The organism is Alteromonas sp. V450 (assembly GCF_001885075.1).
In the GTDB taxonomy this organism is placed as follows: Bacteria; Pseudomonadota; Gammaproteobacteria; order Enterobacterales; family Alteromonadaceae; genus Alteromonas.
This window is the reverse complement of the sequence record NZ_MODU01000004.1, coordinates 953575-969810: the sequence shown is the minus strand read 5'-3', so window position 1 is coordinate 969810 and position 16236 is coordinate 953575. Positions and strand designations below refer to the sequence as shown.

Sequence of the window (16236 nt, the reverse complement as noted above, 5' to 3'; positions counted from 1 at the left end):
TCGATAAGTATACCGACAAGTCATAACCCGCTGCGTTTGATTAGACATGCCACTGTTGCGCATCTCTACCTTTTTACGAACTTGCTTACACCTTCACTGAACCTGATACTAACTGGTCAATGCAGCCACTTAGCTTTGAATAGGACAGAGGAAGGTTAACCGATGAATGTCTAGTACCGTTGCCAGTCAAAAGGAATTGAAAAGAGCAACAATAAGAGCCTCTATATGTGTTTGACGTAGGCAATACGCTTAACATCGACCATGACAGACGAAGTAAACGAGTTCTAAAAAGGCAACGGTATTGCTCTTGAAATAGTGGTCAAAGGGCTATCTCTTTTCATTGACAGCCCGGAGGCTCATATGTATTAGATTTTATTTGTGGCCTAGGTTCATTTTAATTCTGGCTGCTTTTTAAAAATCTTAGCAGTTGCGACTTTTGTTTTACTGAGACCTTATCTTCTTCATCTGCGACATTCACCCCTGCCTCTAAAAACTGCTTAACGAGCTTTTTAGATGAAACACCAATTGCTTTGGCTAGATCTTTCACCGTTACAAGATCTTTTTCAGAACCGCCACAACTTGCCGTGTACTTTAATACGTACTGACCTACAGGTAATGGGTAGTCACGATCAGCACTAATGACGTGTAAATTGAAATTAAATTTAGTTCCAGCACCTGCTCTTAGCTTGTACCCCCTTAATTCATCAGGAGCGGACTCAAGCGATACATCTACAGTTGGGACATTATTCATTTGTGGATCAAAAAAACCACTTCCCGTAAGATTTTTCACGGGTCGCATCAAGTTAAGCACGAGAATTCCCTCTTGTGAGGTTTCTGATCGGGAGGTTATGTTGTGCTCTACCAACTCTACGGCATACTCAGAGTCAGAGCGAAGCAAATCAACAGCTCTAATTTCATCAACCGCATTTGAGTCAACAACGCTTCCTGATCTTTGAGATGCGTACTCTAGAAAACGATCGGTTTGGTACATGATAATTCTTTGGCTGCTAACCTCAGAGGCTTCCCTGAGCAACTCTGGTCTAGGGCCAATAGTCTTCCCTGAAATTTTTTCCCACCAATCTTCCTTTCTTTCTGAAGTTACAAATATGATTGGCGTATTATCATTTTTAGACTTTTCCAATATTTGCTTCCATAAGAAAAAATCACCATATTTTCGGTCTCCATCTTTTCCGTCATCCATGTAACCTGGCGGTAGTTTATTTTCTTTCCGGTATTCAGCCTCTTTTAGTAATTCAGGCATTAATTCTTTAGCGAAGTCCTCCCCAACCGCCTGATCGAACATAGTTGTTAAATCATCAAGAATGGGGTCGTTTACCAAGTATTTTGGATAATTAGATTTGGAGTCAGAGATTTTTAGAAGGGCCTCATCTATGGCAGGATTTATCCTGTCCAAGAGACCACTGGCTATATCGTCTGGAATAATCCTATTCCCTTTTAGCTGGGATAGAGTGGACTCAAGATTGCCTTTAAGCTTCTCCACCTCATCCTTTGCCTGCTTAAATGTCTTCTCTGAAGATATAATTACATTAGTTCTATTCCAAATAAACTCTTCCGCAGCTTGTCTTGATAACCATAAACGCCCGTTAAATTCCTTCAAGCTATTGATCAAGGTATTGCGGGTGCTTTCATGATACCTATACAAATCAAGTAATACATTTGCATCAACTGTCAAAAGGCCTCTTCCCCAAATATCATTAAGATCACCGTCCGATACTGGAAAATACCAGCAAAATTCTTTCCTCATAGGATATCCTTTCTCAGAGCACTCGTTTCTGCGAGAAATCTAACACCCATCTATGGGGCTGATAAAGCTTGGCTAAAATTGTGTAGCGAAGCGAAACCGAGCCAAGCTTTAGCGGTCCCACATTAGTTGTTTGTTAGGTTTTTATATTGAAAATGGATGGCTAACATTTTCGCTATGCAAAGATGTTAGTTTCTTAACATCTTCATTTAAAAACGCTAAAAGTTCTTTCGTATGCAGTAAAACTTTATCAATATCATCTTCAGTATGCGTTGAATAAGGACTACTGTTTGTACGAGAAAAATATTCATGTAAATAAGCATTATGCGCACAAAAATTTCGCCATGGCTCAACCTTTCTCAATTTTTTTATCAAATCATCATTTGATGACACTAAAGAATACATTTTAACCAATCCGCCTAGAGCACTGTTTTTAATTGAATCCTTATTTATTTTTTATGTTACAGGTTTAGGCGTTGTGGTTGCGATAATTTCATGCGAAAGCCCAATACATTGTTTTAAACCTTCCTCTATCATTTGGAATAGGAACAGTGCTTCAGTCACTTTAGATATGTAGCTTTGATTCAAAATGAATGCTCCATAAATTTGGGTAAGTCCTTCGCTTAACGCCCGCATAACGGGCTAATAAAGCTTGGCTAAAATTGGTGAGGCACGAACCAAGCCAAGCTTTATTAGTCCATGCGTTGATGCGTTTGTTAGATTATTAGTCATCAATAGGGTTTGGAATGTCTTCTAGTATTTCCTCTCGATCACAGTGTTTCAGAAAGAAATATAAAGACGAGTCTATTATTTTTAGAATTTTTCCACCACGATCATAATCGACGAATGGAGGTTGAATTTTTTTAGCTATTTGATGCTCGGTCAAATTATGCAGAAAAGCACCTAAATCACCGGATCTTACATCGTCGGGCCTATGGTGTACCTTTCTTATTTCATCCAGTAATACCGCTCGAGACAACCCCTTTTCAATATTTTCAAATTTGTGAGTTAGTAACAGTTTTATAAAATAGTAAGGGAATGCAAGTGACTTTTTCCCACTTTGATTACTTGTTCTGCGCGCAATATCAACAAATGCTTCAAAATTTCTTATGTGGCGTACACCATACTCTTGAGCTTTAATTTCGAGAGCCTTATTTAAAATATCTTGAGTAATAGCTATTGTTTCAGTATGAGGATTTTCTGCACCTGCGAGAATACAGCAGTGTTTACAAATCTCCTGTACAACCCCTACACTATCGAATGAATCAGAAATTAGTTGACCTTTCACTTCACTAAAATCAACATTAAGAAGCTTTTCACCTTTTTCAATAACTCTAAGGAAGTCTTCAGACTCCCAAGGTTCAACCGGAACTTCTGTTACTCGGTCTAGTAAATCACCATTGAACTGAATTAGCCTATTTGCTTCTCGCCATATCCCTAACACAATAAAAATTAGATGATGATCTTGGAATACTCGTAAATCATAAGCAAGAGTTTCTTGTACGGATAGTTCTAAATAGTGAAAATTCTCAATAACTATGAACTTACTTACTTCAAACTTTTTTAATAACTCCGATACGTCTTGCGCAAGTGCCAAGTTATATTCAATATATTTAGTCGTTTCACTTCTTTTTTTAGAATCTTTATCTGAAACTTCAGCGGTAGTGTTTGTATCACCTAGAAATGGAATTTTAATTTTAAAACCGGCATTAATTTTACCTCCATGTTCAGACGCAGACTCTGATGATTCAGATTCAACATATACAATATCGAGCTGTCTCAAAATTGACTTATAGATATCAATCGGTTGTGTCTGAGGCGAACACTCTACTTTTACATATTGGTCTTCACTTAGGTGCTTTAAGATTAGTGATGTTTTCCCTTGCTTAGAAGAACCGTAGACTATGACTTCATTTCCGTCTTGCAATGCGCCTTTAAACTTTTCGTCTACGGCATCCCTTTCTATATATGATTTTATTAGTGTGCTTTTTACACCAAATACGTCCGCTACCTTGTGCGACATAAACTCCAATCCTTAATTTTATAAACGAATAATCTAACGCCCCAGTAAGCGGCGCAAAATAGTTGGCTAAAATTAGCGAAGAATGAGCGCAAGCCAACTGTTTTGCGTCCGTTCTTGACTGGCTTGTTATATTTACATTAACCAATATCTCTTACGTGCAGGTAATTAAAAAACCTCCGCACGCTAAAGTTTTTCACGAAAGCGATTAATACGATAATTATTGAAATGACAAGTGCCTCTTTAACTGGCACTGAAATACCAAATAATGGGTATAAATAATATTGAATTAATACCGTTAATAAATAACCAATAATTACGCTTACAGTGCTTTCGATTAAGCTTATGGTACGCTTTTGACCAACTCTTTGCATTTTCTTGCTCCCAAATAAAAATAATAAAAAATCTCAAAAAAAGTTATTTGGAAACGCCAGTAGCGATAATAGAAAAAATTCACGTACTCTCCATGTGCGAGTTATTCCCGTGTAAATATAACGCCCCACTTAGGGGCACAAATACGCAGGCTATAATACGGAGCGAAGCGAAGGGAGCCTGCGTGTTTGTGTCCCAACGAGCGCCAGCGAGTGACTACAGTGGTTTGTTAGAAGACGATGTTTCTACTACCTTTGGTTGCTCAAAAGCTAAAACCGAAACACATTCGTTTAAACCAATAATTAGATATTCCCTCGGCTGATATAGCTTACCAGTAATGAAGTGTTCTCTGGTGTTTTCCAGTGCATTCCAGCCACCGTCGATTACTTCAAAACACCAACCAGTTTTTAAGTTACATTCACTCCAAAACTCGCCTAAATCACCTTCATCAAGCACTCTGAAACCATAAATAGCATTGAAATGAGCTTTTATACTCCAACTCTTCGATTTAACAGCAATGTTTAAGCATTCTTTGTCGAATGTAATTTCGTCAATGTCTACTGTAGAGTCTGATTCGAAACCAGTCTCTACTTTTACAACCTTAGGCTCATAAATCATCGCTAGTCTTCTAACAGCTAACTCGTCCCCAAACCGTCATGCTATTCCACACCACTTTGGGATACTTGTCCTTTTTATTTATAACTACTCTAAACTACAACCACAGCAGAAATAAAGCAAAAACCAAAGTGTCGCTTTTTGCTCAAAAGTTAAAAACACCAAATCATCGTGCAGGTAATTTTGGTGTTTTTCACGCAAGCCAAGCACAAAAAAGCCAGCTTCTGCTGGCTTCTAAAACAAATAATTCAACGTTACTCGAACTAAAAACTACTTTCCCTGCCTAGCAGCCAGCTTCTCCAACTGCTCATCAGTAGCCGGTAACTGGTGCTTCTCTTTCCACTCTGAATACGGCATTTTGTATACCACTTCGCGTGCGGCTTCGTAGTCGATATCAGCGCCCTGCTCGCTCGCAGCTGCTGAATACCACTTTGCCAGGCAGTTACGGCAAAAATCCGCCAAAATCATTAGGTCGATGTTCTGTACGTCTTTGTTTGCGTCTAGGTGTTCTACTAAGCGGCGGAATACCGCTGCTTCTACTTCGGTTTGCGTTTGCTTATCCATTATCTAATACCTCTCAAAAAAAAAGCACATTTCGTTATGATTTGAATGTGTGGCTCAAATCTATGGGTTAGCGAGTAAAACCCAACCCGTTACTGCTTTTAAAACCTAAAACGAAAAAAGGGAGCCAAGCTCCCTTTTTACTTAAACATAAATAATTAGGTTTAAAACCTAATTGCTATTACTCTGCGTCGTCAGACTTAGGCGCAGGCTTTTCTAGAAGCTCTTTAATGCTTAAACGTACACGGTTTTGGCGATCGATTTCCATAACCTTAACGTCAACCATTTGGCCTTCTTCTAGGTAGTCGGTTACTTTGTTCACACGCTCGTGAGCGATTTGTGAAATGTGAACAAGACCTTCTTTACCAGGAAGTACTTCTACAAACGCACCGAAGTCTACAATACGTGTAATCTTACCGTTGTAAGTCTTACCCACTTCAATTTCAGCCGTCACTTGCTCAATCTTGCTAATAGCGATGTCTGCTTTCGCACGCTCTGTCGCGAAGATTTTGATAGTACCGTCGTCTTCAATCTCAATGTTAGTGTCAGACTCTTCAGTAATTTGACGGATCATTGCGCCGCCTTTACCGATAACGTCACGGATCTTGTCTTGGTCAATCTTCATTGTGTAAATGCGTGGAGCAAATTCACTTAGCTCTTCACGGTGACCGCCAATAGCTTCGTCCATGGTCTTAAGAATGTGCAAACGTGCTTCTTTTGCTTGTTTAAGCGCAATTTGCATGATTTCTTTAGTGATACCTTCAATCTTAATGTCCATTTGAAGTGCAGTAATACCGTCGGTAGTACCCGCTACTTTAAAGTCCATATCACCAAGGTGATCTTCGTCACCAAGTATGTCTGAAAGTACAACAAAGTTGTCGTCGCTCTTAACAAGACCCATTGCGATACCCGCAACAGACGCTTTAATTGGTACACCTGCATCCATAAGCGCTAGTGAAGTACCACATACCGATGCCATTGAAGATGAACCATTAGATTCTGTGATTTCAGAAACCACACGTACTACGTACGGGAATTCTTCTTCGCTTGGCATTACTGCTTGAATACCACGCTTCGCTAGACGACCGTGACCAATTTCACGACGCTTAGGCGAGCCAATCATACCGGTTTCACCAACACAGTATGGAGGGAAGTTATAGTGAAGCATGAAACGGCTGTCGCGCTTACCTTGAAGCTCGTCAATCATTTGTGCGTCACGCTCTGTACCTAGTGTAGCAGCTACTAGTGCCTGCGTTTCACCACGGGTGAATAGTGCAGAACCGTGAGTACGTGGAAGAATGCCAGTAGCAACGTCTAGTGCACGGATCATCGCTGGGTCACGACCGTCAATACGCGGTGCGCCAGATAGAATGCGCGAACGAACTACATCAGACTCAAGGTCGTGAAGAAGGTCTAGTACTTCTTTCTTGTCTTGTTCTTCGTCTTCAGCAAGGATTGCTTCTAGTGCTTTTTCGGTCGCAGCAGTTACCGCGTCTTTACGCTCTAGCTTGTCAGAAATCTGATAAGCCGCTGTCATTTCAGCTTCAGCTAGTGCTTTAACTTTATCTTTAAGCGCAGTGTTTTCTGCTTCTGGTGTCCAGTCCCACTTCTCAGTGCCAACTTCAGCAGCAAATTCGTTAACCGCGTTAACCACAGTTTGCATTTGCTCGTGACCAAACATAACCGCACCAAGCATAGTTTCTTCAGAAAGCACGCTTGCTTCTGATTCAACCATAAGTACTGCGCCTTCTGTACCCGCAACAACAAGGTCTAGCTCGCTTTCCGCTTGCTCTTCGTTGCGTGTGTTTAGAATGTATTCGCCGTTGCTAAAACCAACACGTGCCGCACCAATTGGGCCGTTGAAAGGAATACCAGAGATAGCAAGGGCTGCAGAAGTACCAATCATAGAGATGATGTCTGTAGGAATATCTGGGTTAGCAGACATTACAGTTACAACAACTTGTACTTCGTTTTTGAAGCCTTCAGGGAATAATGGGCGGATTGGGCGGTCGATAAGACGTGCAATCAGTGTTTCACCTTCAGATGGACGACCTTCACGCTTGAAGAAACCACCTGGAATTTTACCCGCAGCGTACGCTTTTTCTTGGTAGTTAACAGTAAGTGGGAAGAAGTCCTGATCTGCTTTGGCTTCTTTTTTACCAACTACTGTTACCAGTACAGACGTGTCGTCCATGCTCGCAAGAACCGCAGCTGTTGCCTGACGAGCAATTACGCCCGTCTCTAGAGTTACAGTATGCTGTCCATACTGAAATGATTTAGTAATAGGAGTCACTATTTGTCCTTTAATTTCAATCTTTATTTATCGCTTTTAAACGCGGCGCATAGTATAGCTTTGAAGTGGCGTTAATGCCATTGCCAAATACAGCTCCACGTAGAATTTGTTGTCTTATTTTGTAATTAACTCAGTTATTAACCACTGGCACCTATAGCACCATGGCTATATGAAATATCTGTGAAATTTGAATTATTGACTATATTTTCATCATAATGACACAAAACCGCGTATGCTAGAACCAAAAGCAGACAAACTACTTAAACCAAGAACGCTGGTTGCGTAATAGCAGAAAAAGTTTACTACAACAAGAACGTCTAATATTAGTGTGCTAAAGGAGATAACCATGTTGGTACTTCGACTTAATAAAGCAGGCATGCCACAAGAGTGGATAGATGTTGAACAAGCCGCAAAGCTTTACAGTCAAGATAAAGTGCTATTTGAACTAGGTAGCGATGCGATAACGCTTAAAGGGGGCTGGAATCACGAAGGGCTACAAAGCCAACTTACGCTGTCGAGCATTATTGCGTGCGACGGCAAGGTGACAGATTTATCTGGCAAAGTTGCGCTTACTAATCGTTATTTGTTCAGGCGTGATAGCTATTTGTGTTTGTACTGCGGCAATAAGTTTACGCCAAAACAACTAACCCGAGACCACATAATCCCCCGCTCTCGTGGCGGAAAAGATAACTGGACGAACGTCGCCACTGCCTGCCAGCGTTGCAATCACGCAAAAGGCGCGAAAACGCCAGAAGAAGCCAACATGCCCTTATTAGCAATACCCTTCAGGCCAAATGTGTACGAGCGTTTTTATTTAATGAATAGGCGTATATTGGCTGATCAAATGGCATTTTTACAAGGCCACTTCACCAGCCACAGAGCCTGGACGTGTATGGACTAACCGTTATAGCGCACCGCTTGTGGTTATTGGCCCTTCAGGAAGCGCTTTATTTTGGTTTTGGGTCGAAGATGTGTCGGCTTGCTGCGCATGCAGCTGCCGCTGTTCTTCTTTTTGCGCCTTAAACCACAGGCTCAACCAGTCTGAACACATTTTGTGTTCTAATTCATGGGCTTCAGCTGTAGGGCAAAACAAGCTTACCTTTACCACTACTTTTGCCAGTTCATTGGTTTTAATTTCTACCTCGGGGTCAATGCGAATAAACTCTTGCTCTAAATGACGTTCAATTAAGCCTTTATAGCGCTCTGCAACGTCACGAAAGTATTCACAATGCGCTTGTGCACGGGCGTGAAAAGCGGGTAATAAGCTATAGGCATTTACCGTAGGCTCGTTAACAATTTCAAACGAGTGTAAACGGTAGCGGCGCATAAAGTTAAGGTTACGTACAGTTTGCGTAACAAGTTGACTGTTAGGTACGTATACGTGTTTACCCGTGTAGTTAAAACTTTCAGGGTCAACTTCTAATAGCGCTGTTTTTGCCCAGTCCATTTCCACCACTTCACCAATGATGTTATTCATTTGGATCCAGTCGCCTACCCTAAACGGGCGAGCGCCCAAATAGTAGATAAACCCCATAAAACACTGAATAAACTCACGAGTGGCTAGCACAATAGCCACCATAAATGCCGCAATAGATATTGCTAGGGTTTGTATTTCAGAGCTCCACACTATCATAAGCACCACAATGATAAAGGCGTTGCCTAACTGCTCTAAAATATTGATTTGATTTCTTCTGTCTTCACCACGCTGAGAACTAATTCGTCTTATCAGCAGCAGCATACCTTTTTTTATAAAATGCAATACAATTAAAAGTAGTAGCGACGTCAGCAATTTGTACTCAGTGGCAAAGGCTACAAGCTGATTCCATAACTGAGTAGGGTCTATCACAATCTCCATGTATGCTCCGTCTGTGCTGCGAGGGTAAATCTTTGAATAAAAATAAAAAAGCGCCGACGAATGTCAGCGCTTTTCATTATGAAGCATGTAAAGTCGTGGCACAATGCCGACCAGTTAAAACCGCTTATTATTAGTCGCGAATTTGACCTTCACCGTTCACTAAGTATTTCTCTGAGGTCAGCGATTCTAAACCCATTGGGCCGTACGCATGTAGCTTGGTTGTTGCAATACCAATTTCAGCGCCTAATCCAAGCTGACTGCCATCAGAAAAACGTGAAGACGCGTTCACCATGACAACACTTGCATCAACCGCGCGTTGGAACAGCCTGCCTTTTTCAGCATCTTCAGTACAAATTACTTCAGTATGGTTACTACCGAACTGTGCAATGTGGTCAACGGCTGCGTCAAAATCATCTACTACGCGAATTGCGATTTCCAGGCCAAGGTACTCTTCACCGTATGCATCTTCAGCAATGACGTTAGCGCCTTCAAAATACTGGCTGCCTTTTTCGTTAACGTGAACCTTTACGCCTTTTTCTACAAACGCCTCAGCCACTTTTGGCAGAAAATCACCTGCAACCGCTTGATGCACAACTAAGCCTTCTAGTGCATTACACACGCCGGTGCGTTGTGTCTTACCGTTTAGAAGTAGCGCCATCGCTTTATCTAAATTTGCATCTTTGTCTACATAAAGATGACACACACCTTTAAAGTGTTGAATAACTGGCACCTTAGCGTTATCAGTCACATAGTTAATAAGGCCTTCACCACCACGAGGAATAATTACATCAATGTAGTTGCGTTGTTCCATCAGTTCTTGCATAAGTGCGCGATCTGGATTCGGAACAACCGTTACCAGCGCTTTTGGCAAATTGTGCTTTTCAAGTACGTCTTGCATTAGCTCAGCAATAGCTAAGCTGGTATCAAGTGCTTCTTTACCACCGCGTAATATTACTGCGTTGCCCGATTTAAAGCACAGCGCGCCTGCGTCGGCAGTAACATTAGGTCGTGCTTCATATATCATGCACACAACACCAAGCGGTATGCGCATTTTCTTAATCTCAATACCGTTTGGACGTGTACCGATAACGCGCTCTTTACCCACTGGATCATCAAGTTTAACAATAACTTCGATCCCTTCAGCCATTGATTCAATGCGCTCATCGTCAAGGATTAAGCGGTCAACCATCGCTGCGTCTAAGTTATTTTCTTTAGCGCGCGCTACTTCCTTTTCGTTTACTTCAATAATTTTGCTTTTATTTGCACGAATTGCCGCGGCCATATCAGTTAACACCGCGTTTTTCTGGCTCTCACTTAAAATTGCCAGTGTACGTGCAGCTTTTTTTGCCTGTTGTGCTAACTCTGTAATAATGCTCATTCTTTCTCCAGATTTGCTATGTGCTGATCAGAAATAATTGGCCCGGTTTTTTCCTCAAACTCATGGGCGAATTCTTCATTTTCCTGATTCGCAATAAAATTCAGTAAACAGCTACTGTAGTTCGACTTGGCTTTCACCAGTTTAGTACCGTCTTCTTTACGTACTAAAATAGTGTCGCCCACCGAGAACTCACCTTTCACGTCTATAATTTCGCTACTTGTCAGTTGCTCTGCGTCGCTGTCTAAAGAGGCATCAAAGTCCCCTTCTACTATTACCTCGCCCTGCGCGTTCGACGTATGGCGCATCCAATGCACGTTTTCCTGCATTGGCTTGGCATGAGGTACGAAATGCGTGCCCGGGTTTTCACCGGCTAGCAGCATATTAAACGACAGTTCAGTGAAGCCGTTAATAATATATGTATCTATACCATGCGAAACGGCTTTTTCGGCCGCCTCAATCTTCGTGCGCATACCGCCGGTGCCAACACCGCCTTTAACCGCACCACCAGCCATGTCGTAAATGCTTTGGTCAATGGTATTAACTGACTTAAGCAATTTCGCGTCATCATGTTCATGCGGGTTCTTGTCGTATAACCCATCAATGTCTGAACAGATAATAAGTGCATCTGCTTCAGCTGCCGACGCCACCATGGCCGATAGATTATCGTTATCACCCACTTTCAATTTGTCGGTGGTAACGGTATCGTTTTCATTCACGATAGGCAGAATGTTGTTGTCTAACAAACTAAATATCGTTTCACGAATACTCACGTAACGCTCTCTATCTCGCAGGTCAGCATGGGTCAATAGCATCTGAGCAGACGGAAAATCGAACAGTCTGTCCCATGTGGCGATCATTTCAGTTTGACCCGCTGCCGCCATTGCCTTTTTAACCGCAATATCTGACTTCTCTTGCTCTGGAAACAGATGCGCACCTGCTGCAACAGAACCAGAAGACACGAGTACAACTTGTGTACCGTTGGCCCTGCATCGCACGATAAATTGCGCAATACTTAAGAGGTAGTGGCTGCTACAACCTTGTTGGTTGGGCGATATTAATGCGCTACCTACTTTGATGACTACGCGTTTCCAATTAGGATGACTCATAATAAACTTTTTAACCTTAAGATTGTTGATTCGCTAATTCTTCAGTGGCTTGCGCAAATGTTGCTTGTACGTTCTTTGATGGGTTTTCGCTAAAGCGACTCACCATGAAAAGCGTAAACGTACTCACCGCAAACCCTGGAATAATTTCATAAATAACGCTGCTTAACGTTTTACCGTCAGCTAACACTGGCGCATAAATCCAAAACAGCACAGTTACCGCACCGCTGACCATGCCCGCCATCGCCGCTTTTGCTGTCAGGTCTTTTTTATACAGACAAAATAGGACTAATGGACCAAACGCGGCACCAAAACCGGCCCAAGCATTACTTACTAAAGATAAAATGGTATTCGACGCGTCCATGGCTAACAGCAATGCAACCACCGCAACACCTGCTACACCATATCGCCCAATTGTTACCGTTTGCTTTTCGCTCAACGATTTTTCTGGCGACTTTTTACTTACCATTACACGGTAAATATCTTCGGTTAACGAACTTGCGCTAACTAACAACTGCGACGAAATTGTACTCATAATGGCGGCTAATATGGCTGCCATTAAAAATCCACTAATAAGCGGGTGAAACAACAGTTGCGAGAAAATAATAAATATCGTCTCTGGGTCGTCGACAGCAAGCCCAAACTGATTAGCATAAGCAATGCCTACAAACCCTGTTGCCAATGCGCCAATGATGGTTACTAACATCCACGACATGCCAATGTTTCGCGCTGTACCCACCGCGTTAACAGACCGAATAGCCATAAATCGAACAATAATATGCGGCTGTCCAAAGTAACCTAAGCCCCAACCCAAACTCGATAGCAACCCTACAATCGTTAGCGTTTCTAACGATTCAGAAAAATTGGGTACTGATTGGTAAGCGGCACTTGTCATCTGCGACATGCTCTCAAACTCGGTAAACGCAACAATTGGCACTAATACCAGTGCTACAAACATAATGCAGCCCTGCACAAAGTCAGTCAGGCTTACTGCTAAGAAACCGCCTAAAAGTGTGTACGACACAACAACGCCTAGCGTAATAAATAAACCCAACTGGTAATTTACAGAAAAGGCGCTTTCAAATAACTTACCACCAGCCACTAACCCAGCAGACGTGTACAAGGTAAAAAACAACACGATGATTACCGCAGAAACTATGCGAAGGCTTGAATTTGGCGTGTTGAAGCGCTTTGCAAAAAACTCAGGAACAGTAAGCGAGTCATTCGCTACTTCGGTGTAAACGCGAAGCTTTGGTGCTACAAATAAGTAGTTTGCTAACGCACCGGCAACCAGCCCTATAGCAATATAAACTGCGTCGAAGCCGGTTAAATACATCGCGCCAGGTAAACCCATTAGCATCCACCCAGACATATCAGACGCACCCGCAGAAAGCGCAGTAACTTGGGGACTTACTTGGCGCCCTCCTAAAATGTAACCAGAAATATCACTGGTAGATTGTCGGTAAGCAAACAACCCTATCCCTAACATCGCTATGAAGTACACAGCAAGTGACAGGTAACTTTCCATTGGCATAACGTTCGTTATTTCCTCTATTGCTCTTCGAAAACTCGTAAATGAAAACGCCATTTAACCTTTGCTCTTACAAATTCAAAAGCAAATTAATTAAATCGAACAATAATCATTAGAGCTCTAACAATATAGAGATATGACAGAAAATTTCAAGTGCAATTTTTAAACAACATCGTTTAACGGGCACTTATGTTTAAATTAGCATCAACCATGTTTCACAGCATATTACGCTAATAAAATCCAAAATTCCCATTATTATTCATTACCTTAAAAACGCTACGTCATTTATGAAACAATTTAACTTTAGCTGAAAAGTCGCAAAAAATAGCAACTTTACTATCAGCTAAAACATTTTCATTAAAAATACTTTGTTACGCGCACTCAGACGAAATAACATCCAAAAGAAGCTTTTCTACAGGCAGTAAATGGGTAAGTTGCGTACAATCTTCACTATGTAGCGAGCGAACCCGATTAATTAGCTTCTCACACGCCTTTTCGTCATTTTTCACAGTAAATAGTTTCGGATGAATATAATATTTCCTGCAAACGATGGGAGTATTGCCTAGTTCTGCTGCAACAACTTTGCTAAGTGTGCTGACCCATTTTTTTGTTTTAGAACGGTTAACTTCGTCAAAAACATACGGTAAGTTTAATAACGCGAAGCGACTTGACGTCCAGGTTCTGAAGTCTTTGCAGCTGTATGCGTCACCAAGCTTTTTGTGTATAAAGGCATTAACATCTTCACTGGTAACGTCATGCCACTGTTTGCTGGTGTCTTGATAACGAAAAAGACAATAGCCTTGCTGCTGCGCGCAGTCGCACACCAACACGGCAAGTTCAGGGTCGTTTACTTTCAATGTTCTCGGTTTGCCATGTTTTCCAACATAGGCAAGCTCTACACTATCGTCAGATTGCGATTGAACATGTTTTCGGCGTAGCGTCGTTAAGCCGTAGGTATTATTTTCCTTGCTGTATTGCGTATTACCTACTCTTGCTCCTGTATAATCCAACAATAAACATACGAGGGCGCATGCTCGTTCCAAGGTCCAAGAAGGCTGTGAAATGGCAGAAAGACAGTATTCTCTAAACTCAGGAAGCGCCCTACCAAATGCAACTAAGCGCTCAAATTTCTCAACTTGCTGCTGCTCGTGCCATTTGTCGTGATAGATATATTGTTTACGCCCTTTTTCATCGTATCCAACCGCTTGCACACTGGCTTTGCTATCGCGGCTAAATACTGTATCTCGCCAGTTAGGCGGAACAACGAGCTTTCGAATGCGCTTAATCACCCGTTCGCCGGTTACTTTCTTTCCACTGCTGTAGCGATAATAAAACCGTTTGTTACCACAGTGAATTCGCCTTATCGTAAGATGGCTATCATCAGAATAAACATTGCAAAAGCCTTTCGTCCGTTTCATCCGCGTTCACTCCATTTCTTTCAATTTGCCGCATCATCAATGCATTAACGTCATTAGTTTAAGCACAATAGTAAAAAAGGGTTTCTTTACTCAGCGAGCGTTTGATATGCGTTATAGAGCGCTTTAGCGCCTAGCTTAAACATATTGGGCATCAGTTGTGCGTGCGACAGTGGCATCTATGCTTCTGTGTAATATTAAAAGTTACAGGTATTCGACCAGAAATGATCAGTAAGTCGTGGCCGTATTTTAAGCGTGCCATGGGGGTAATACGTTCTATAGCTTACGGTATAACGATTTTTCACGACGTGTGTAAAAATACCACAATCGTCGCATTCAGTGTTTCGATAGGCATTAGCCACAAAGGAGCTCTACTTTATTATTCGCAATAATATTGCCGACAATGAGTGACTAAATCATATTTAACGTTTTTATAAATTAATCCTAATATCAACAACATAAAACTGATCAAACGTTCATCTACACTAAAGTATTACTTCATTAACCCATCTCAGGAACACTACTTGAATACATAACTACAGGTTATTTAAGAACATATGTAGCAAAGGCATTTACTACGACCAACTGCCTTTGAGATACGCACGAACCGGATTGATTTAAAAATCCAAGTAAGAAGTCGAGGGATTAAAATGAATGTAGAAAATTCGAAAAATGCTAACGCTAAAGACGGTAGTACTAATGACTACGAAAATTTAAGAGCTAAAGTGGTGTCGAACGACAACTTACAGGTGGCTGCTGTCTTTGCTTCAAAACAGAAAGTTCAGGAAGCGCTCGACGTTGTGCAAGACCGAACATCTATCGATGCTTCACAGGTAGAAATTGTTGAGGCGGGCGACCCAAAAATGAGTGAGAAACTCGAGCGAAATAGTGCTGATATTGGTAAAAGTATGTGGTCGTCTCATTTGGCTCTTGGCTCTGCGGGCGTTGCTGTTGGTTTAGTGGTTGCTTTTTTACTCACCCAGTTTGGCCCCGCGCTTACCCAACTCAACCCATTGTTTACTTATATTGCACTAATTAGCCCAGGTTTGTTTATAGGCCTATTCATCGCAGGCCTCATTGGTTTGCGCCCTGATAGAAACGAGGTCATCCAAACGGTTAGACACGCGGTTCGCTACGGTAAAGTAGCACTTGTAATCAACCTTAAAAAATCACAATCTCCGTCTGAAGTGTCTCAGCTGTTAAAGCAGCATGCTGATAATGTGGTTGAATCGATTCGTTAGTAAGATTAATTACATGATATGAAACACTGCTTAAACATAGAATATGATAAGGTATGGCTATTGAGTTTAAAGCCAGCTGGGCTGATTGCG

General features: G+C 41.7%; 13 protein-coding genes. 2 read left to right on the top strand and 11 right to left on the bottom strand.

Features of this window, described 5'->3' with window-relative positions:
* Positions 1 to 394 precede the first annotated feature (394 nt).
* From BK026_RS04240 to pnp, 6 genes are all read right to left on the bottom strand, one after another.
* Positions 395 to 1765: a translation initiation factor IF-2 N-terminal domain-containing protein gene (locus tag BK026_RS04240; RefSeq protein WP_071814688.1), complete on the bottom strand. Its 1371-nt coding sequence runs from the start codon at positions 1763 to 1765 to the stop codon at positions 395 to 397.
* A 141-nt stretch (positions 1766 to 1906) separates the two neighbouring features.
* Positions 1907 to 2155, bottom strand: a complete 249-nt coding sequence (locus BK026_RS04235) for a hypothetical protein (protein WP_143142080.1) — start codon at positions 2153 to 2155, stop codon at positions 1907 to 1909.
* 331 nt (positions 2156 to 2486) lie between these two features.
* Entirely contained in the window at positions 2487 to 3785 is a 1299-nt protein-coding gene (locus tag BK026_RS04225; protein ID WP_071814685.1) for an AAA family ATPase, read from the bottom strand.
* Between the two features lie 585 nt (positions 3786 to 4370).
* Entirely contained in the window at positions 4371 to 4772 is a 402-nt protein-coding gene (locus tag BK026_RS04215; RefSeq protein WP_083575008.1) for a hypothetical protein, read from the bottom strand.
* A gap of 267 nt (positions 4773 to 5039) precedes the next feature.
* Positions 5040 to 5333 carry a DUF1244 domain-containing protein gene (locus BK026_RS04210; protein WP_012518312.1) on the bottom strand — a complete coding sequence of 98 codons (294 nt, stop codon included), beginning with the start codon at positions 5331 to 5333 and terminating at the stop codon, positions 5040 to 5042.
* A gap of 178 nt (positions 5334 to 5511) precedes the next feature.
* Positions 5512 to 7623, bottom strand: a complete 2112-nt coding sequence (gene pnp, locus BK026_RS04205) for a polyribonucleotide nucleotidyltransferase (RefSeq protein ID WP_071814683.1) — start codon at positions 7621 to 7623, stop codon at positions 5512 to 5514.
* Positions 7624 to 7969: 346 nt separating this feature from the next.
* On the opposite strand from pnp, the gene BK026_RS04200 reads away from it, so the two are divergent.
* Positions 7970 to 8524, top strand: coding sequence for an HNH endonuclease (locus tag BK026_RS04200; protein ID WP_071814682.1), 555 nt, complete (start codon positions 7970 to 7972; stop codon positions 8522 to 8524).
* A gap of 3 nt (positions 8525 to 8527) precedes the next feature.
* Here the strand turns inward: BK026_RS04200 and BK026_RS04195 are convergent, their stop codons facing one another.
* From BK026_RS04195 to BK026_RS04175, 5 genes are all read right to left on the bottom strand, one after another.
* Positions 8528 to 9478, bottom strand: a complete 951-nt coding sequence (locus BK026_RS04195; protein ID WP_071814681.1) for a mechanosensitive ion channel family protein — start codon at positions 9476 to 9478, stop codon at positions 8528 to 8530.
* A 130-nt stretch (positions 9479 to 9608) separates the two neighbouring features.
* Positions 9609 to 10856: a glutamate-5-semialdehyde dehydrogenase gene (locus BK026_RS04190; protein WP_071814680.1), complete on the bottom strand. Its 1248-nt coding sequence runs from the start codon at positions 10854 to 10856 to the stop codon at positions 9609 to 9611.
* A complete protein-coding gene (gene proB / locus BK026_RS04185) occupies positions 10853 to 11962 on the bottom strand; it encodes a glutamate 5-kinase (protein ID WP_071814679.1) in 1110 nt (369 codons plus the stop codon). Before proB ends, BK026_RS04190 begins: the two co-directional genes overlap by 4 nt.
* A gap of 16 nt (positions 11963 to 11978) precedes the next feature.
* The gene (gene putP, locus BK026_RS04180) at positions 11979 to 13493 is read right to left on the bottom strand and encodes a sodium/proline symporter PutP (RefSeq protein WP_071814678.1); all 1515 of its coding nucleotides are present in this window, start codon (positions 13491 to 13493) and stop codon (positions 11979 to 11981) included.
* 368 nt (positions 13494 to 13861) lie between these two features.
* Positions 13862 to 14908, bottom strand: a complete 1047-nt coding sequence (locus BK026_RS04175) for a DNA topoisomerase IB (RefSeq protein WP_071814677.1) — start codon at positions 14906 to 14908, stop codon at positions 13862 to 13864.
* Between the two features lie 647 nt (positions 14909 to 15555).
* Here BK026_RS04175 and BK026_RS04170 point away from each other — a divergent pair.
* On the top strand, positions 15556 to 16146 hold the full coding sequence (locus BK026_RS04170) for a hypothetical protein (RefSeq protein ID WP_071814676.1): 591 nt from the start codon (positions 15556 to 15558) through the stop codon (positions 16144 to 16146).
* Positions 16147 to 16236: the final 90 nt, after the last annotated feature.

What these genes read in the sequence shown, in the direction of transcription:
- BK026_RS04170 (WP_071814676.1), top strand. Translation starts at nt 15,556, where the DNA reads ATGAATGTAGAAAATTCGAAAAATGCTAACGCTAAAGACGGTAGTACT.
- BK026_RS04240 (WP_071814688.1), bottom strand. Translation starts at nt 1,765, where the DNA reads ATGAGGAAAGAATTTTGCTGGTATTTTCCAGTATCGGACGGTGATCTT.
- putP (WP_071814678.1), bottom strand. Translation starts at nt 13,493, where the DNA reads ATGCCAATGGAAAGTTACCTGTCACTTGCTGTGTACTTCATAGCGATG.
- BK026_RS04200 (WP_071814682.1), top strand. Translation starts at nt 7,970, where the DNA reads ATGTTGGTACTTCGACTTAATAAAGCAGGCATGCCACAAGAGTGGATA.
- BK026_RS04210 (WP_012518312.1), bottom strand. Translation starts at nt 5,333, where the DNA reads ATGGATAAGCAAACGCAAACCGAAGTAGAAGCAGCGGTATTCCGCCGC.
- BK026_RS04215 (WP_083575008.1), bottom strand. Translation starts at nt 4,772, where the DNA reads ATGATTTATGAGCCTAAGGTTGTAAAAGTAGAGACTGGTTTCGAATCA.
- BK026_RS04225 (WP_071814685.1), bottom strand. Translation starts at nt 3,785, where the DNA reads ATGTCGCACAAGGTAGCGGACGTATTTGGTGTAAAAAGCACACTAATA.
- proB (WP_071814679.1), bottom strand. Translation starts at nt 11,962, where the DNA reads ATGAGTCATCCTAATTGGAAACGCGTAGTCATCAAAGTAGGTAGCGCA.
- BK026_RS04195 (WP_071814681.1), bottom strand. Translation starts at nt 9,478, where the DNA reads ATGGAGATTGTGATAGACCCTACTCAGTTATGGAATCAGCTTGTAGCC.
- BK026_RS04190 (WP_071814680.1), bottom strand. Translation starts at nt 10,856, where the DNA reads ATGAGCATTATTACAGAGTTAGCACAACAGGCAAAAAAAGCTGCACGT.
- BK026_RS04175 (WP_071814677.1), bottom strand. Translation starts at nt 14,908, where the DNA reads ATGAAACGGACGAAAGGCTTTTGCAATGTTTATTCTGATGATAGCCAT.